Here is a 19,833-nt window from a genome sequence, read left to right as displayed (position 1 = left end):
CATCAATCTGGTAAAGTACAGCAGAGAAAACAGAGGAATAGATACAGCTTCGTTGACAAATGTTACGCCTGAAAAATTTACCCTTAGAGATATCATTTCTGAACATTATGATCAAGCAAAAAGTTATATAGATCGAATACAGGTACATGTACCGGAGGGGACAGTGCGAAAGACAGCCTCAATAAGGCTGCATCAGTTGTTGTTCTAGGGTTTGACAAAGCAGACGGATAAAAGTAGAATAAGGCAAACAATTCTAAATCATTATATCTAGAAGCTTTTCTTTTTATGCTCTCCCAACTGACAACAGATTTACTCCATCCCTTCATATTCTAATACTTGCATAGAAGGCTGTTTTAGGCTAATATATATAAGGCGTTTTTTACTTTGTGTGGAGGAATTCATTTAATGGAAAAGAAAAATGTTAATATCGTCATAGATACTATCGGTGGAGATAATGGTGCTCCTGTTATAGTTAAGGGTGCAGTTAAAGGAATAGAAGAGAATAGTAATGTTACAGTATATCTCACCGGTCATGAAGATGAATTAAATAAGCTTTTAAGCGAATATACATATGATAAGAACAGAATTAAGGTTGTTAATGCAACTGAAGAGATTACATGCCATGACGGCCCTGTAGAAGCTGTTAAAAAGAAGAAGGATTCTTCACTTGTTGTGGGTCTTAATCTCGTAAAAGACGGTACAGCTGATGCATTTATCTCTGCAGGAAGTTCAGGAGCTGTACTTGCAGGCGGACAATTTATAGTAGGTAGAGCAAAAGGGGTTAAAAGAACTCCTTTGGCACCGCTTATTCCTACATCTAAAAGTCCTTCGCTTCTTATAGACTGTGGAGCTAATGTAGATGCAAGACCTGAAGTTCTTGTTCAGTTTGCAAAGATGGGCAGCATTTATATGCAGAATGTTGTCGGAATAAAAAAGCCTACAGTAGCTATAGTTAATATAGGTACAGAAGAAGAAAAAGGAAATGCTTTAGTTAAGGAAACTTATCCACTTCTTAAAGCATGTAAAGATATTAATTTTATCGGAAGTATTGAATCAAGAGAGATACCTTTCGGAAAAGCTGATGTTATTCTTACAGAAGCATTTGTTGGTAATGTAATCCTGAAACTCTACGAAGGACTTTCAAAGATGATCCTTACAGAGATGAAGGGTGCTATGATGAGCAGTTTCAAAAGTAAGATTGGTGCTCTTCTTATCAAGAAGAACCTTAAGAAGACAATGTCTGCTTTCTCTGCCAGCAATAAGGGCGGTGCACCGCTTCTCGGTCTTAAAGGTCTTGTAGTTAAGATTCACGGTAATTCAAAAGAAGGCGAAGTTATAAGTGCTATTAAGCAGTGCAACAATTTCGTTTTAAATGATGTAAGTGGAAAGATCATCAGCGGATTAGTAAAGGAAGAAGAGAAGTCTGAGGAGTAAGACTACTGGAGTAATCAAATGGTTTTCGGTGAAAATGATTATACAGAACTGGAAAAGAAAATAAATTATACATTTAAGGATAAGAATCATCTGGATATTGCATTTACACATAAGTCATTTGTAAATGAATATAGGAAAAAGAAGATTCCATCATATGAAAGGTATGAGTATCTTGGTGATGCTGTTCTTGAATTCATTGTAAGTAATGAATTATTTAAAAGATATCCTGAAAAGTCTGAAGGCGAGCTTACTAAGTTAAGAGCAAGCCTTGTCTGCGAGTATACATTATCACAGATTACAGAGAAATTCGGTTTTGGTGATTATCTGTATCTTAGTAATGGAGAAGAGGTTACAGGAGGAAGAAACAGAAGTTCCATACTCTGCGATCTTTTTGAGTCTGTTCTTGGTGCTATCTATCTTGATGGTGGTATCAAAGAAGCGAAGAATTATGTTGTAAGACATCTTCTTACAGATATACAGAATAAGGTGCTTTTTCATGATTCTAAATCACTGCTTCAGGAATATGTCCAAAAAATCGGAAATACACTTACTTACAGAGAGATAAGTGAAACCGGTCCGGATCACAATAAAACATATGAAGTTGAAGTTGTGATAACAGGAGCAGACGGAGAAGAAAAAACTTACGAGAAGGGCGTCGGTAATACTAAAAAAGGTGCTGAACAGATTGCGGCACATAAAACACTTTTGACGCTTGGGGTTTATTAATTATGTATCTTAAGAGTATTGAGGTAAATGGTTTTAAATCATTTGCAAATAAAATAGATTTTAAATTCAATAACGGAATTACAGCTATTGTTGGTCCGAATGGTTCAGGTAAAAGTAATGTCGCCGATGCGGTAAGATGGGTACTGGGTGAGCAGAGCGCGAAGAACCTTCGTGGTGCCAAGATGGAAGATGTTATTTTTGCCGGTACTGAGCTTAGAAAACCTCAGGGTTCAGCTTATGTTGCTATCACTCTCGATAACAGCGATCACAAGCTTCCTGTTGATTATAATGAGGTTACTGTAGCAAGACGTGTTTATAGATCCGGTGAAAGTGAATATCTTATTAATGGTACAGTTACAAGACTTAAAGATGTTACAAAGCTTTTCTTCGATACAGGTATCGGTAAAGAAGGTTACTCAATAATCGGACAGGGTAAGATTGAGCAGATCCTTAGCGGTAAACCTGAGGAAAAGAGAGAACTTTTTGATGAAGCAGCAGGTATTGTAAAATATAAGAAGAATAAAGCTGCTACAGAGAAAGCACTTCTTTCCGAACATCAGAATTTAAGCCGTGTAAATGATATTTTAAGTGAGTTGGAAGGACGAGTAGGTCCTCTTGAAAGACAGTCTGAAAAGGCCAGAAAATATCTTGCTTATAAGGAAAAATTAAAAGGTCTCGAAGTGAGTTCATTCCTTATCGAGATTAAAGAGATCAATGCTCTCCTTGAAAAGTATGAGCAGGAACTTAAAATCATGAATGATGATTCTGACAGACTTAAGTCAGAATTTGAACATACAAGACAGCAGTATGATGAACTTGAAAAATCCGTAGAAGAACTTGATGCCAAGATTGAAGCAGCAAGAAATGATATTACGGATAAGAAGCTTGAAAATGAAAAAGCTGATGGTGAGATCAGAGTTCTTACTGAACAGATTTCTTCCGAAAATAAGAATAAAGAGCTTATTGTAGGTGAGATTTCTCGTATCAGAACCGAGATAGAAAGACTTTCCGGTGAACTCCGGAAATATAAAAATGATAAAGATAATTTCTCTTCTACAGTTTCAAGTGCAGAGAAGGAAGTTGCTGATAAGAAAAAAGAATGTGACGAACTTGAAAGCAAGATATTTGCTAAAGAAGAAGAAATTGAAAATGCTAAGGGCGAGATCATTGATTTCATTAATGAAGGCGGTACTCTTAAGGCGAAAGTCGGAAGATATGATACCATGCTCGAAAATATTTCGCTCAGAAAGACTGAATTAAGACAGAAGTATCTCTCATTAAAGAGTGATGAAGAGAAGTTTACAGAGGAGAAGAAAAGATTTGCAGACTCTCTTCGTAATGCATCCGAACTTCTTCGTGATAATCAGGAAAAGCATAAAAATGCCGAGAATGGCATTAAAAATAATACAGAAGAAGCTGCAACCGTTAAATCTGATATAACCAAATACAATCAGATGGTTATTAGCTTAAGATCAAGACATGATGCTCTCGTAAATCTTACTGAAAGATATGAAGGCTACGGCAACAGTATCAAGAAGGTTATGGAGCAGAAGGAAAAGAATAAAGGAATTGTCGGTGTTGTTGCAGATATTATTAAGGTTCAGTCCGAGTATGAAATAGCGATTGAAACTTCACTTGGTGGAAGTATTCAGAATATCGTTACTGATACAGATGAAACAGCAAAGAAAATGATCCGTTTCCTTAAAGAAAATAAGCTGGGACGAGCTACATTTCTTCCTGCTTCTAAGGTTGTAGCAAAAGGAAGCGTAACTCCGGAAGCTCTTAAGGAAAAAGGTGTAATCGGTATTGCTTCGAAACTGGTAACTGTAGACAGTAAATATCAGAATATTGTTGATAACCTTCTTGGACGAAGCATTGTTGTTGATAATATTGATAATGCAAGTAGGATAGCGGCTAAGTTTAATCAGTCTCTCAGACTTGTTACTCTTGAAGGAGAACTCATTAATCCGGGTGGATCAATGACCGGTGGTGCTTTCAAAAATCAGAGTAACCTTCTTGGACGTAAAAGAGAGCTTGATCAGCTTTCTGAAGATATCAAGAAAGCAAGTGTAAAGCTCCAGGAGGCAAGACAGAAAGAGACAGAACTTTTAATGAGGAGGGAATCTCTCAAAGAAGAAAGAGACAGACTGAATCAGGTTATCCAGCGTCAGGGTATTGAAGAGAATACTTTAAGACTCAGTCTTGAAAATGCTACAAGAAGTCTTGATGAAACTCTTGAACTTTTTGAAGCGGTTAAGAAAGAAAATATAGAACTTGATGAACAGGTTAAAGATATTAATGTAAATAAAGACGAACTCTTTGATGAAGGAAAGCAGAAAGAAAATGCTATCGAAGAGAGAAAGTCTTATATTACAACTCTTGAATCTGAGGTAAACAGCCTACGTGAAAGTAAAAAGCATAAGGATGAAGAACTTGCTTCCCTTTCACTTAAGGCAGGAAATATTAAGCAGCAGTCGGGATTCATCGATCAGAATATTGAACGTATCAATAATGAAATCGAAAGAACAAAAGGTGACGAAAAGAGTTATCTTGACAGACTTGATCAGTCAGGTTCAAATAGTGAGAGTTTTAAGATTAAGATTGATGAACTCAGTGGGATCAAGAAATCAAATGATAAGATAATCAGTGAGAATACAGAAAAACTTGAAGCTCTTGTTAATGAAAAAGATAAAGTAAATAAAAAGCATAAAGAATTCCTCAACAGAAGAGAAGAACTAACTGCTGAGATCGGTCGTATGGATAAGGCGATATTTACATGCAATAATAATATCGAGAAGGTAACCGAAAAGAAAGACGGCCAGATAAATTATATGTGGGAAGAATATGAACTCACATATTCAGCTGCAAGTCAGCTTGTAAATGAGAATAGTGAAAATGCTGCGGATGAGTTATCAAGATCTGCATTAAAGAAAGAGATAGCTACTGTTAAGAGCGATATCAAAGGACTTGGCGATGTCAATGTCAATGCCATTGAAGAGTATAAAGAAGTGTCTGAGAGATATAATTTCCTTAGTGCTCAAAGAGATGATATAGTTGAAGCGGAAGATAATCTCAAGAATATAATAGCCGAGCTTGAAAAGGCTATGAAGGATACATTTAATGCGAAGTTTAAGGATATCCAGGAAATGTTCCAAAAGGTATTCCATGAGCTTTTCGGAGGCGGTAAGGCAACACTTTCTCTTGTTGATGAAGAGGATATACTTGAATCCGGAATCATTATCAATGCACAACCGCCGGGAAAAAAACTTCAGAATATGATGCAGCTTTCCGGTGGAGAGAAGAGTCTTACAGCTATTGCACTTCTTTTTGCTATTCAGAGTCTTAAACCATCTCCATTCTGTCTTCTTGACGAGATTGAGGCAGCCCTTGATGACTCGAATGTTAAGAGATTTGCTAAATATCTTGATAAACTTACAAAGGACACACAGTTTATAGTTATTACTCATAGACGAGGCACCATGGAATCTGCTGATATCCTTTACGGTATTACAATGCAGGAGAAAGGTGTTTCAACTCTGGTATCGGTTAATCTTATTGAAGATAAGCTTGATGACTAGATTTAGGCTTTAAAGAAAGGACAAAATTTATGGGATTTTTTTCAAAGTTAAAGGAAGGTCTTGCAAAGACAAGAAATAATATTTCTAAGAGTTTCTCAAATCTCTTCAAAGCAAATGAGATTGATGATGATTTTTATGATCAGCTTGAAGAAACACTTGTAATGGCTGATATGGGATATGAAACAGCAGAAAAGGTTATTGCTGACGTTAAGGCAAGAGTAAAAGAGCTTAAGCTTAAGGATGCGGCTGAATGTAAAGAACTTATCATCAACAGCCTTAGAGATCAGATGAATGTTGATGACTCTGCTTATGATTTCGAGGAGAAGAAGACGGTTATCTTCGTTATCGGTGTAAACGGAGTTGGAAAGACTACATCTATCGGAAAGCTTGCTTCACAGTATAGAAAAAGAGGTAAGAAGGTTCTTATCGCTGCTGCGGATACATTCAGAGCTGCAGCTATCGATCAGCTTAAAACATGGTCAGAAAGAGCTGAAGTTGATATAATCGCTCAGAGCGAAGGATCAGATCCTTCAGCTGTTGTATATGATGCTGTTAATGCGGCTAAGGCCAGAAATACAGATATTCTTCTTGTTGATACAGCCGGAAGACTTCATAATAAGAAAAATCTTATGGATGAGCTTGCTAAGATGAGAAGAATCATTTCAAAGGAATATCCTGAAGCAAATGTTGAGACTCTTATTGTTCTTGACGGTACAACAGGTCAGAATGCGCTTGAACAGGCAAGACAGTTCAGTACTGTTTCAGAGATTGACGGTATCATCATTACAAAGCTTGACGGAACTGCAAAGGGTGGTATAGCAATAGCTATTCAGTCTGAATTATCGGTTCCTGTTAAGTATATCGGTATCGGTGAAAAGGTCGATGACCTTCAGAAGTTTGATCCGGGTCAGTTCATTACAGCACTTTTTGCTGACTTCAGTGTAGAAGCTGATATGTCTGATGTTGAAAGAATCATTGAAGCAAACGAAGGCATACAGAGAGATGATGATCTCTTTGATCTGTAATTCATTTCGAATATATAAATCCTTATCCTGAAACCGTTTCGGATGAAGGATGAGATAGGAAGGGTAAATTGATATGATGGATAAGATAACACTTGAGAAATGTGAAGAAGCATACAATATAGTGTCTAAAGTGGCACGTAATACTGCTCTTATCGAAAGTGAATATTTCAGTAAATTAACAGGCAATAAGGTATTCCTTAAACCTGAAAATATGCAGCTTACAGGTGCATATAAGATCAGAGGAGCATATTATAAGACGAGTCAGCTTTCTGATATCGAAAGAGGAAGAGGACTTATTACAGCATCTGCAGGAAATCATGCGCAGGGCGTTGCATATGCAGCAAAAGAATTCGGATGCAAGGCAATAATAGTTATGCCTACATCTACACCTCTTATAAAGGTTAATAGAACTAAGTCTCTCGGAGCTGAAGTTATCCTTAAGGGTGATGTGTATGATGAGTCATGTGAATATGCACTTCAGCTTGCTGAAGAGGAAGGATATACATTTATTCATCCATTTGATGATCTTGAGGTTGCAACAGGTCAGAGTACGGTTGCTATGGAAATACTTAAAGATCTTCCATTTGTTGATGTAATCCTTGTACCTATCGGAGGAGGCGGGCTTGCAACAGGTGTTTCAACACTTGCTAAGATGCTTAATCCAAATATAAAGGTAATCGGTGTTGAACCTGCCGGAGCAAATTGTATGCAGGTTTCACTTAAGAAGAAAAAGGTAACTACTCTTGATAGCGTTAATACCATCGCAGACGGTACAGCTGTTAAGACACCGGGTTCAAAGATTTTCCCATATATTCAGGAAAATATCGATGACATTATCACAGTTGAAGACAGTGAACTTATAGTTGCCTTCCTTGATATGATCGAAAATCATAAGATGATAGTTGAGAACAGTGGACTTCTTACAGTTGCTGCTCTTAAGCATATAAAAGGTGAAGATAAGAAGGTTGTCAGCATCCTTTCAGGTGGAAATATGGATGTTATAACTCTTTCTTCAGTTGTACAGAATGGCCTTTTTGCAAGAAGCAGAATATTTACGGTTTCAGTTCTTCTTCCGGATAAGCCGGGTGAACTTGTTAAAGTATCACAGATAATTGCAGAAGAACAGGGAAATATCATTGAGCTTGATCATAACCAGTTCGTTTCCTTGAATCGTAATAATGCTGTAGAGCTTGTTATCACAATGGAAGCTTTCGGACCTGAACATAAGAAGAAGATTATGAACAGGCTTGAGAAAACAGGATATAGACCAATTGAAAAGACTCCTAAGGCGAAAATATAATGGATAAAAAGCTTTTTGCTGCCATCGATGTAGGAACTACAACGGTGGCAGTTTCACTGATTGATGAGAATAATACAGTTATCATTAAGGACGGTTTCATAAATCCTCAGGTTAAATTCGGTTCTGATGTTATAAGTAGGATCACATTATCTGAAAGAAATGATAATCTTAAGATGATGAAAGATCTTATCATTAAAAGTATAGAGGATTCGCTTAGAAAAATGCTTGGCAATGAATATACTTCTGATGATTTAAAATTCGGAATTATTTCTGCAAATACCGTAATGGCTTCCATAATACTCGGGAAGGAGATTACTTCTCTCGGAAAGGCGCCATTTACCTGCCCTTTTACCGAAAATGAGGAGATAACTCTGCTTGATAAAGTGCCTGTTAAAGTACTTGCAGGCGCATCAGCCTTTATAGGCGGAGACTCAGTGATAGGAGCTTTTTATAAATTTAAAACAGATAAAACAGAATTACTTATCGATATGGGGACTAATGGAGAAATGATCCTTAGTCATGAAGGCAGACTTACTGCCATTTCCGCTGCCTGCGGACCTGCATTTGAAAATAGTACCAGGTCAACGGGAATATACGGAAAGACTACCATTTCTGCTATTTCAGGGCTTATCAGCACAGGTGAGTTAAGAAGGGATTTATTTCTGAGTGATGAATTTATAAAGTCCGGCAAGGATATAACAATTTCCGGAGTAAAGATACATCTTACAGAAAAAATCATAAGAGAGATACAGCTTGCTGTTGCAGCAATTTATGCTTCACTTATTTTTCTTTTGGAAAAGTCGGGTATCAAAGTTACTGATGTTGACAGATTATATGTAGCAGGTGGATTTGGGTTTCACATGTCTCTTAGAGATGCGGAGAATCTCGGTATTATACCGTCTCAATTGATCGATAAGACAGAAATTTCCGGCAATACATCATTACTTGGGTCAGAGATGCTGATAAATGATTGTTTGAAATTTGGTACAGACTGTAAGTTTGGTGAATATGATATATTCCGAAAGAGTATAGTTACATTCCAGCCCGGAGGTGATAAAATGTACGAAGATCTTTTTGCCGGGAATATGACATTTGAAAAAAGATAGATTTTAGGAGTTTACTTAATGAAATTCATGAATATAGCCAGTGGCAGCAGTGGAAATGTTTCCGTTGTAACTACTGATAATGCGGCTATACTTGTTGATGCCGGCATAAGTCTTAAAAAAATAGAAGAAGGGCTGAAAAATGCCGATATGTCCGGGAAAGATATAGATGCTGTTGTAATAACCCATGAGCATAGTGATCATATAAAGGGACTGGGGGTTTTATCGAGAAGATATCATATTCCGATATATGCGACTGCCGGTACTATAAAAGGTATTGGTGAATGCAGAAGCGTTGGCATGATAGATGATTCATTGTATAATGTGGTAGAAAGTGACGTGGCATTCAGTATAAAGGATCTCACTGTCACACCGAGATCCATATGGCATGATGCGTATGAACCGGTTTGCTTTTCGTTTACGGATGGAAAGAATAAGGTATCAGTTGCGACGGATCTTGGTAATTATAATGATTATCTTGTGAATACATTATCAGACAGTGATGTTTTACTTATAGAAAGCAATCATGATATAAGAATGCTTGAGGCGGGGCCTTATCCATATGATCTGAAAAGGAGAATACTTGGAGAAAAAGGGCATCTTTCAAATGAAACTGCCGGAAAATTCATAAAAAATTTATTGAATGATCATATAAAAACAGTTATACTCGGACATCTAAGCAGTGAAAATAATTTTCCTGAACTTGCCTTTGAAACGGTTAAAAATGAACTTAAAGGAAATTCTTTTACCGATGATGTAAGAGATTTTGATCTTCATACAGCTTTCAGAGACAGAAATGACAGGCTTTATGAGCTGTAATATATTTAATGAGATTCATATTTAGGGAGGATAAATAGATGAGAACAATTATTACGGTTATAGGTAAGGATACAGTAGGTATTATAGCTAAGGTATGTACATATCTTGCAAACAATAATATCAATATCTGTGATATTACGCAGACAACCATGCAGGGGTATTTCAATATGATGATGCTGGTTGATACATCCAAATCTATTAAATCCCATGATGAGATTTCTTCAGAACTTAGTTCTGTCGGCCATGAGATCGGCGTTGAGATCAAGGCTCAGAAGGAAGAAATATTCGATATGATGCATAGAATCTAATTGATCCTTTAAATTGATCAATACTTTATATTTGAGGGAAGAAGGATAAAAAATGATTACATTAAATGAAGTTATAGAAACCAATTCAATGGTCAGCAAGATGAATCTTGACGTCAGAACGATCACCATGGGAATAAGCCTTCTTGATTGTGTCGGAAAAGATGTTCAGGAAACATGTGATAAGATATTTAAGAAGATTACTGAAAGTGCAAAGGATCTCGTTGCAACAGGGAATGAGATAACAAAGATGTACGGAATTCCTATTATTCATAAGAGAATTTCCGTTACACCTATTGCACTTGTAGGTGGATCTGTTTGTAAGACTATAGATGATTTTATTGAAATAGCTAAAACTCTTGATAGAGCTGCAGCTGAAGTTGGAGTTAATTTCATCGGTGGTTATTCTGCTCTTGTATCAAAGGGTATGACAGCCGCTGATAAGCTTCTTATTGAATCTATACCAAGAGCTCTTGCTGAGACAAATGTTGTCTGCAGTTCTGTTAACTGTGGATCAACTAAAACAGGAATCAATATGGATGCTATAAAGCTCATTGGTGAGAAGATTAAGGAAGCTGCTGAACTTACTGCTGATAATGATTCTATCGGATGTGCTAAGTTTGTTGTATTCTGTAATGCTCCTGATGATAATCCTTTCATGGCAGGTGCATTCCATGGTGTTACTGAAGCAGACAGAGTTATTAATGTCGGTGTTTCAGGTCCGGGTGTTGTTAAGACAGCTCTTGAAGAAGTAAGAGGAGAAAGCTTTGAAGTACTCTGTGAAACTATCAAGAAGACTGCATTTAAGATTACAAGAGTTGGTCAGCTTGTTGCTAAAGAAGCATCTAAGAGACTCAATGTTCCATTTGGTATAGTCGACCTTTCACTTGCTCCAACACCTGCTATAGGTGATTCGGTAGCGGATATTCTTCACGAAATCGGTCTTGAATATGCAGGTGCTCCTGGTACAACAGCTGCTCTTGCTCTTTTAAATGACCAGGTTAAGAAAGGGGGTATCATGGCTTCTTCATACGTTGGTGGACTTTCAGGTGCATTTATACCTGTAAGTGAGGACCAGGGAATGATCAAGGCTGCTGAGATCGGATGCCTTACTATTGAAAAACTTGAAGCAATGACTTGTGTATGTTCGGTAGGCCTTGATATGATCGCAATCCCTGGAGATACAAAAGCTACAACTATTTCCGGAATCATTGCTGATGAAATGGCTATAGGTATGATCAACCAGAAGACTACAGCTGTAAGAATTATCCCTGTTATTGGTAAGAAAGAGGGAGATAGTGCTGAATTTGGTGGTCTTCTCGGATATGCTCCTATTATGAAGGTAAATAATTACGATTGTTCTAATTTCGTAAACAGAACAGGTAGAATACCTGCTCCTGTTCATAGTTTCAAGAACTAATATTTTCGTTGTTTCAAAAAATGAAAAATATACAGTTCGAGAATTAATGAATTTTCGATATATACGAACTAATATGATTTATATAAAACTCAGTAAGGATAATTAAATGAGTAAATTGGCTTTATCAGATGAAATACTTATGGCGGTTGAAAAGCCGTCACGTTATATAGGACATGAGGTAAACATGGTTGAGAAGGATCTTAGTAAGATCGATATTCGTTTTGCCATGTGTTTTCCTGATGTCTACGAGATAGGCATGTCATATCTTGGAATCCAGATTCTCTATGATATGTTTAACAGACGAGAGGATACGTATTGCGAAAGGGTATACAGCCCATGGCCTGATCTCGATAAAATCATGAGGGAGAAGAATATTCCTTTATTCACTCTTGAGACTCAGAGTCCTGTCAAAGACTTTGATTTCCTTGGCATAACCCTCCAGTATGAAATGTGTTATACCAATATTCTTCAAGTGATAGAGCTTTCGGGATTTCCTATTTATGCAGAGGAAAGATCTAAAGATGACCCTATAGTTATCGGCGGAGGGCCTTGCATTTATAATCCTGAACCTGTTGCTCCTTTCTTTGATATTTTCTATATTGGAGAAGGTGAAGTTAGTTATAATGATCTGTTTATCTTATATAAGCAGTATAAAGCATCTGATATGACCAGACATGAATTTCTTCATGAAGCATCGAAGATAAAGGGTATATATGTGCCTTCTATGTATGAATGTACATATAATGAAGATGGAACAGTGAATAATGTTTCGCCTATTTATCCTGATGTTCCAAAGAAAATCAAAAAAGTTGTTGTAACGGATTTTAATAAGGCTCCATATCCGATGAAGCCTGTGATTCCATACCTTAGAGCGACTCAGGACAGAGTTGTTCTTGAGGTTATGAGAGGATGTATCAGAGGCTGCAGATTCTGTCAGGCGGGAATGATCTACAGACCAACCAGACAGAAGAATGTTGAGCTTCTTAAAAAGTATGCGAATGAGATGCTTAAAAATACCGGATATGAAGAGATATCACTTAGTTCTCTTTCTACAAGTGATTATCTTTCGTTGAAGGATCTTTTGGAGTATCTCATGGATGAAATGGATAAAAAACATGTAAATGTATCCCTGCCTTCCCTCAGGATTGATGCATTTTCTTTGGATGTCATGAAGAAAGTTCAGGACATCAAGAAGGTATCTCTTACATTTGCTCCTGAAGCCGGAAGTCAGAGAATGAGAGATGTTATCAATAAGGGCATAACAGAGGAAGATATCTTAAATGGATCAAGAGATGCATTTAAGGGCGGATGGAATAAAGTAAAATTATATTTCATGCTTGGACTTCCTACTGAAACAGATGAAGATGCTGAAGGTATTGCGCTTCTTTCCGAGAAAATCTCTGAACTGTATTTTGAAACAGTTCCAAAGGAAGAGAGAGTTGGTACACTTCAGATCACTGCATCTGCTTCTTATTTTGTACCTAAGCCTTTTACTCCTTTCCAGTGGGCACCTATGCTCGGAAGAGAAGAATATGTAGCGAGAGCCAGACATGTAAAGGATACATTCAATCTTCAGTTAAATAAAAAGAGACTTAGATTTGCATATCATGACCAGGATATTTCTGTACTTGAAGGTGTTTTTGCAAGAGGAGACAGAAAGCTTGCAAAAATAATCTATGATGCATATAAAGCCGGTTCTATATTTGATGCCTGGACAGAATTTTTTGATATGGAAAGATATTATAAAGCTTTCAGAGATAATGGCATTGATTATAAGTTTTATACTGAACGAGAAAGGGATATTGATGAAGTATTCCCTTGGGATCACATAGATGCCGGTGTTTCCAAATCATTCCTTAAAAGTGAATGGGAAACAGCCAGAAAAGGTATTGTGACATCTAATTGTCGGGACAAGTGTCAGGGCTGCGGAGGAGCGGCTTTCGGAAGTGGAGTGTGCTTTGGACAATGAAAGTTAGGATAAAATACAGTAAAACAGGACCTCTTAAGTTCATAAGTCATCTTGATGTTATGAGATATTTCCAAAAAGCCATCAGAAGAGCTGAATTGGATATTAAATACAGTACAGGTATGAGTCCTCATCAGATCATTTCATTTGCTGCACCTATGCCGCTTATGATGGAATCCGTTGGGGAATATTGTGATGCTGAATTTGAATCGGTAACAACATCCGATGATATAATTGAGAGATTTAATAATGTGGGATCACCTTTTATAAAGATGATCGATATTGTCGAGCTTCCGGATGATGCTATAAATTCCATGGCAGCTGTAACTGCATCTGATTATCTGGTCACTTTAACTGATAAAGGAATTGCCTTTTATAAGAATCATTTTCAGCTTGACGATTCGGAGATTCTGGAGAAGGTCAGTCAGGCTATAGAAGATTTAAAAGGTGAAGACTCTATAAATGTACTTAAGAAAACCAAGAAGTCGGAAGTTGTAACAGATATCAAGCCATTAATATATGATATGAATTTCCGTGATAATGGTATTTATATGCTTCTTGCAACAGGAAGCCATGAGAATATAAAGCCGGAAAATGTGCTTACTGCATTGTGCGATAAATTCGGAACAGAATATGATAGATTCATGTATAATGTTTTACGACTCGAGACATATTTCGGCGATAAGAAGACAGGATTTAAACCGCTTAGTGAAGCAGGTAACAGGTTTTGATCCGGAGGTAAATATATGAAGTGTAGGATGCTTATTATAAAAGCGAACTGCGGCCTGACGGCGTATATATATGAGGATGAAGTTCTTTCAGAGGTTCATCCTTTTTCTGATGAAAGTAAAGTTGGAAATATATATGTAGCAACTGTTGAAAATATAGTAAATAATCTGGATGCTGCATTTCTCAGGATAGATGACGGAGATATGCTTTATTATTCTCTGAAAGAAAATGAGAATAAGCATATATTTTTGAAGAACGGTAGAAGCGGAAAAGTAAAAAAAGGCGACCAACTTCTCGTGCAGGTTGTTAAAGAAACTACCGGTAATAAAAAGTCTCAAGCCACTGCAGAATTAGCTATAAGAGGAAAGATGACTGTAGCAAATTATAGTGGCAAGATCGGGATTTCAAAAAAGATAAAAAATGAAAATAAAAGAAATGAATTAAAAGAGATTTTTGAAAACTTTAAAAAAGATAATCCGGAACTCTTTAATGGTAATGAAGGTGCGATCTTTAGGTCACTTTCAGCCTATATGGATGAAAAAGTAATAATAGAAGATTTGAAGTTGACCTTGGAGGCTCTTCAAGAAGTACGAAATTCTGCAACATTTAGTGTTCCCGGAAAATGTATATATAGTCATGATGAAAAGTATATTGATTATATTATAGAAAAGATTGGTAAGAGTAATTATGACGAAGTATGCATCATAACTGATGAAAAGGTTGTATATGATGAACTTTCATTAGTCTATAAAAATGCTGAATTAAATGATGAGAAAACCGACAATAAAATAAAAGTTATGATGCATCAGGATGCAATGCAGTCATTAAGGGCTCTTTATAATCTTGATAAAGAATTATCGGTTAATTTTGGGCATAAGATTTATCTTCATTCAGGTGGATATTTAATTGTTGATCCAACGGAAGCTCTAACTGTAATAGATGTAAATACCGGAAAAGATATTAAAGGAAGCAGTGTAAGTAATCATTTTAAGAAGACAAATATAGAAGCAGTGAAAGCTATTTCCCGTTTGATGAGAATTAGAAACCTTTCCGGCATAATGATCGTGGATCTAATAAATATGAAAAATGATGAGGACCTTACAGAAGTTATAAAGGTCCTTAAAGAATATATATCAAGAGACAGTAATAAATGCTTCTTCGTCGATATGACAGGGCTTGGACTTGCTGAAATCACAAGGCATAAAATCAGGATTCCTTATAATCTGAAAGATCTTCTTTTTGATGACCGTTAAGAAAAAAAATAGCGACAAATCATAATATAAATATTATAATATAAATATATAAATACACGCGTCGGGTATATGGATTTGTACATATTATACAATTTTTTGGATTTGTAATTTTTGACGAAAAATTTAGGTTCATATACTTGCTTGGAGGACATTTTAATGGGAACGGACGGAAGTAAACAGAAATCATTTAATGCCGTGATGACACTCGCATTTTTGCTTATAATATATCAGATTTATTGTTTTAAAGATTTATTTTCCGTACTTGGATTAAATAAACAGGTAAAAGTACTGAATTTTAATTTTTATTTTACCAATATAACAAGACTATTATCTATCGTATTTTTAGGGCTTGTTTCATATAGCGCATATAAGATAAACAGCGTAAAAACCGTTGGTTTCGGGATGGCTGTAATGATTGTAAATTCCATTACTGAAATCGTACATTTTTCCAAGAATTTTGACTGTTTGAAAAAGGCTTTAAAGAGTGAAAACAGATACTCTAAAGATATATATAAGATAAATGATATTTTGACCGGAATTCGTCCGATTTTAGTATTTTTGGTAACTGTTTTATTTGTAGCACTTTTTATAACTACAATTTATGCTAAGGCTAAAACAGTTTCTGTTCCTGCTATTATATTTGAAGTTGTTTTGGAAGTTGTTTGCATAGCAATCTATTTTATTAATTATATCTATCCGGCAATTAATAAAGAGGTGCATTACGATATCTGGTTATGGATAAAATATTCACTTATGATCGTAGTAAGTTTTGTGAGTTTATTCCTTTTTGTTAATCTTTGTATCGTTGCTACCAGCAGGTATAAAATTGATTATTATGACAATCAAATGCTCGGAGTTTATGGTGGTGTAAGAGGATAAAACAGGTGTTTCTTCTTATATATATGGTTACAACTATATTTTGGGATTAAGAATCCGATTATAGTAAAATAAAACAATTTTTTTTTGAATATAAAAAAATATTTTGTTAAATAGATAGAATTTAATTTTTCGATGCATATAATTCTTTGTAAGATATGATGATAGTTGGGGAACTGTCTCTTTGGGGAAGCGGGGTGTATTTTATGAAGAAATTACGAAAGGATCTTTCTCTCTTTATAATAGCTTTGCTATCCACAATCTGTTTCTTTTTTTGGATCTACGAGATTAAAGAACGGTTTGGAAACAGCAATACATATATCAGGTTTGAGTTGATAAGCTTGATGCTTCTTTCTGCGGTAATAGCTGTATTTGCCATGTTGGGCAGCAGGTATTATACCTTTGTGGGGATTATGATATATTTTATAGTTAGAAGTATTGAGTATATCAACAATTTTGATGATATTATTGAAAAGTTTAAATTTGCAAAAAAGCTGACTGATGAGAAAGATATCAGAGAAAAACTATTTGCATTATTTGATGCGATATTTGGTATTGCTGTTATTGTCCTGGCATTACTGCTTATTGCTATGCTCGCAATCATATTTATAACTAACAATAAAGGATATGCAACTGTTGTTATGCTTTTTTCTGCAATAACAGGAATGATCGGTATTTGCAGAAATATTTTTGATATTGTCAGAAATTACAATACCGATAATATGTCTAAAGAATTTATTGTCAGAAATATAATAGAGATTATTTATATTCTGTTATTCACAGCTGTTCTTATTTTCACATGTATTTCTATTAAAGATTATCGTTCGAGATTTTCAATCAGGAAAAATAAATGACGTGATTCATAATATCCAAATTTTTATTCACGCTTATATATTTTAACAATGAGATAATGTTTCATGAATTTATTCCTAGGTAAAAAAGAGTATAGGCATCGCTGTTCATAAATAACCTGACTGAATGTTTGTGATGATGTCCATAGTACGATTATGGAATGCCGAGAGCACTGGGAATATTTTCTATATAAATGTCGTATTTTTTTTATACGACAAAAATTTCTAAAAAAATTTTTTGATAATTTTGGGGTGTTCTATAATAGAAGAAACTCATTTCGTTTGATTATGATAAAAATCGGAAAAAGTCTCTAAAATACTGGGTTTTGGGGGCTTTTTTTATTGAACGAAGAAATGTGCTGTTTTTTGGGTGCTTTGAAAAAATAATTCAAAAAAAGGGTATTGACTTATTATTTTTACCGTGATATTATCCGCAACTGTAAGCGATGGGTAAAAAATTTAAACGATTTTGTTTAAACTATGAAAGGGTAAGTGAGAGGTATGACAAACAACAATATGAAAAAAATTTCTGGACTAAAAACAATATTTAATGGAAAGAAAATCAAAAAGGCAATGTGTATGTTAATGGTATCCACAATGTTAGTTTCTTCTTTAGCTGCATGTGGAAAAGGAAAGTCTGATGGACAGGCTGGTGCACAGGCACAGGGTGCTAATGCAGAAGCAAAAAATTATGACATCGGACCTAACGGTGATGAATTAGTTACAACAGAAGCACCTAAGGGAGCTTACTCATATGAAGTATACGGAGTAAAGATTTCTATGGATGTTAAAGTTGAGGATTATGTAACATCTGATTCTTACGGAAAGAATTTTGACCTTTACAAGTTAGCTAATGATTATGGATGGCTTGGTAAGGATATGTATAATCAGCCTGTTGAGGAAGCTAGCGAAGATGCACTTGCATCAGAATGGTATACTCACAGAGATGGTAACATGGTAACAAGAATTGATCTTAGCTGCTACAAGGATGAACTTCTTCCTGGTACAAGCGATCATCAGTTCAGAACACTTTCTTTACAGTACAAGACAGAGAGTGGAGATAACTTCTATGCAAACGAGGATCAGTTCGTTTCACACCGTGATCTTTTCGCTGATTTCGGTAAGCACTATGCAGCATGTGATTACAAGGTTACAGGACCGAGATGGAGCGTTTCATATGATGATATCGTTATGATCTGCTACACATTCTGGTTAGCATCTGTAAATCCTGGTGATAACCCACTTGTAGCTGAGTTTGGTACAGATACAAACTCTGAGCTTGTTAAGTCAGTAGACAATAGAACAGTTAGATACTCATTTCCATAAAATTTATACATGGATTTAAGACCGCTTGAGCAATCAGGCGGTCTTAATTTTTTTAAAAATGTTCTTGACATGTATATATACAGATGCTATATTACATGAGTATGCCGCACAACGAGGCTAGAAGTGTGTCGATTGGACACCGCCACAGTTGGCGAGTAATGATAATAGGAGGAAACCATATGTACGCAATTATAGCTACAGGCGGAAAGCAGTACAAGGTATCTGAAGGAGATATCATTAAGGTAGAAAAGCTTAATGCAGAGAAGGACGAGACAGTTACATTTGATAACGTTATCGTTGTAAGTAAAGATTCAGATATTATCTGCGGTGATGCTGCAAAGAGCGCTACTGTAAAGGCTACTGTTCTTGGAGATGGTAAAGCAAAGAAAGTTGTTGTTTACAAGTACAAGCCAAAGACAGGATATCACAAGAAGAATGGTCATAGACAGCCATATACATGTGTAAAGATTGATTCAATCAATGCATAATCATTATGATTAAAGCTGATTTTATCAAGAAGAATGATTACTATTTCGGATTTTCGATTAAAGGTCATGCAGGCTTTGCTGATTATGGCGAAGATATTGTTTGCAGTGCGGTTTCAGCGCTTGCAATCAATACGGCTAATTCTATTGAGGAATTAACGGATGATAAGTTCAGTTGCGATGCAGCTGAAAATGGTGACCTGGAATTTAAGATCATATCCGATGTAAGCAGTGATTCAAAACTGCTGATACATTCCTTATATATTGGACTTACCAATATTGAAAAGGAGTATGGACAGAGATTTTTGAAAGTTTGCATCAAGGAGGTGTAAAACAGATGTTAAGAATGGATTTACAGTTCTTTGCTCATAAGAAGGGTGTTGGTTCTACAAAGAACGGACGTGATTCTGAGTCTAAGAGACTTGGCGCCAAGAGAGCAGATGGACAGTTTGTAAAAGCTGGAAATATCTTATATAGACAGCGCGGAACGAAGATTCATCCGGGACTTAATGTTGGACGTGGCGGAGACGACACACTTTTTGCATTAGTTGACGGTGTTGTAAGATTCGAGAGACTTGGAAGAGACAAGAAGCAGGTATCAGTACATCCTGCTGAATAATTCTGAGAATTCTGTGGA

19 protein-coding genes are annotated in these 19,833 nt (G+C 35.9%); all 19 read left to right on the top strand.

Annotation, left to right across the window (positions count from 1 at the left end; all coding sequences use genetic code 11):
• A partial coding sequence (locus B5D25_RS13050; protein ID WP_341465072.1) for a hypothetical protein occupies positions 1 to 208 on the top strand: 208 nt, incomplete at its 5' end.
• A gap of 197 nt (positions 209 to 405) precedes the next feature.
• Positions 406 to 1,434 (top strand): phosphate acyltransferase PlsX, encoded by a 1,029-nt coding sequence (gene plsX / locus B5D25_RS05590; RefSeq protein ID WP_078786959.1) that lies wholly within the window; start codon positions 406 to 408, stop codon positions 1,432 to 1,434.
• Positions 1,435 to 1,452: 18 nt separating this feature from the next.
• Positions 1,453 to 2,160 carry a ribonuclease III gene (rnc, locus tag B5D25_RS05585; protein ID WP_078786958.1) on the top strand — a complete coding sequence of 236 codons (708 nt, stop codon included), beginning with the start codon at positions 1,453 to 1,455 and terminating at the stop codon, positions 2,158 to 2,160.
• A 2-nt stretch (positions 2,161 to 2,162) separates the two neighbouring features.
• Entirely contained in the window at positions 2,163 to 5,738 is a 3,576-nt protein-coding gene (gene smc / locus B5D25_RS05580) for a chromosome segregation protein SMC (protein WP_078786957.1), read from the top strand.
• A 29-nt stretch (positions 5,739 to 5,767) separates the two neighbouring features.
• Positions 5,768 to 6,763, top strand: coding sequence for a signal recognition particle-docking protein FtsY (gene ftsY / locus B5D25_RS05575; RefSeq protein ID WP_078786956.1), 996 nt, complete (start codon positions 5,768 to 5,770; stop codon positions 6,761 to 6,763).
• Between the two features lie 73 nt (positions 6,764 to 6,836).
• A complete protein-coding gene (gene ilvA, locus B5D25_RS05570) occupies positions 6,837 to 8,063 on the top strand; it encodes a threonine ammonia-lyase (RefSeq protein ID WP_423230077.1) in 1,227 nt (408 codons plus the stop codon).
• A complete protein-coding gene (locus B5D25_RS05565; RefSeq protein ID WP_078786955.1) occupies positions 8,063 to 9,169 on the top strand; it encodes an ASKHA domain-containing protein in 1,107 nt (368 codons plus the stop codon). The genes ilvA and B5D25_RS05565 overlap by 1 nt, the downstream gene beginning before the upstream one ends.
• Positions 9,170 to 9,187: 18 nt before the next feature.
• Positions 9,188 to 9,985, top strand: a complete 798-nt coding sequence (locus tag B5D25_RS05560) for an MBL fold metallo-hydrolase (protein ID WP_078786954.1) — start codon at positions 9,188 to 9,190, stop codon at positions 9,983 to 9,985.
• A 38-nt stretch (positions 9,986 to 10,023) separates the two neighbouring features.
• Entirely contained in the window at positions 10,024 to 10,293 is a 270-nt protein-coding gene (locus tag B5D25_RS05555) for an ACT domain-containing protein (protein ID WP_078786953.1), read from the top strand.
• A gap of 52 nt (positions 10,294 to 10,345) precedes the next feature.
• Positions 10,346 to 11,710: a PFL family protein gene (locus B5D25_RS05550; protein WP_078786952.1), complete on the top strand. Its 1,365-nt coding sequence runs from the start codon at positions 10,346 to 10,348 to the stop codon at positions 11,708 to 11,710.
• Between the two features lie 106 nt (positions 11,711 to 11,816).
• A complete protein-coding gene (locus B5D25_RS05545) occupies positions 11,817 to 13,679 on the top strand; it encodes a TIGR03960 family B12-binding radical SAM protein (RefSeq protein WP_078786951.1) in 1,863 nt (620 codons plus the stop codon).
• Positions 13,676 to 14,407 carry a TIGR03936 family radical SAM-associated protein gene (locus B5D25_RS05540; protein ID WP_078786950.1) on the top strand — a complete coding sequence of 244 codons (732 nt, stop codon included), beginning with the start codon at positions 13,676 to 13,678 and terminating at the stop codon, positions 14,405 to 14,407. Before B5D25_RS05545 ends, B5D25_RS05540 begins: the two co-directional genes overlap by 4 nt.
• A 15-nt stretch (positions 14,408 to 14,422) precedes the next feature.
• Entirely contained in the window at positions 14,423 to 15,658 is a 1,236-nt protein-coding gene (locus B5D25_RS05535; protein ID WP_078786949.1) for a ribonuclease E/G, read from the top strand.
• A gap of 156 nt (positions 15,659 to 15,814) precedes the next feature.
• A complete protein-coding gene (locus B5D25_RS05530; protein ID WP_078786948.1) occupies positions 15,815 to 16,537 on the top strand; it encodes a hypothetical protein in 723 nt (240 codons plus the stop codon).
• Between the two features lie 203 nt (positions 16,538 to 16,740).
• Positions 16,741 to 17,388, top strand: coding sequence for a hypothetical protein (locus tag B5D25_RS05525; protein ID WP_143000635.1), 648 nt, complete (start codon positions 16,741 to 16,743; stop codon positions 17,386 to 17,388).
• A 576-nt stretch (positions 17,389 to 17,964) separates the two neighbouring features.
• Entirely contained in the window at positions 17,965 to 18,711 is a 747-nt protein-coding gene (locus B5D25_RS05520; RefSeq protein WP_143000636.1) for a hypothetical protein, read from the top strand.
• Positions 18,712 to 18,890: 179 nt separating this feature from the next.
• Entirely contained in the window at positions 18,891 to 19,199 is a 309-nt protein-coding gene (rplU, locus tag B5D25_RS05515) for a 50S ribosomal protein L21 (RefSeq protein WP_078786945.1), read from the top strand.
• A gap of 5 nt (positions 19,200 to 19,204) precedes the next feature.
• Positions 19,205 to 19,528, top strand: a complete 324-nt coding sequence (locus tag B5D25_RS05510; RefSeq protein ID WP_078786944.1) for a ribosomal-processing cysteine protease Prp — start codon at positions 19,205 to 19,207, stop codon at positions 19,526 to 19,528.
• Positions 19,529 to 19,533: 5 nt separating this feature from the next.
• Positions 19,534 to 19,815: a 50S ribosomal protein L27 gene (gene rpmA / locus B5D25_RS05505; protein WP_078786943.1), complete on the top strand. Its 282-nt coding sequence runs from the start codon at positions 19,534 to 19,536 to the stop codon at positions 19,813 to 19,815.
• Positions 19,816 to 19,833 lie beyond the last annotated feature (18 nt).

Source organism: Eubacterium ruminantium, assembly GCF_900167085.1.
GTDB classification, from domain to species: domain Bacteria; phylum Bacillota; class Clostridia; order Lachnospirales; family Lachnospiraceae; genus Eubacterium_Q; species Eubacterium_Q ruminantium.
This window is presented reverse-complemented; position numbering and strand designations above follow the sequence as displayed.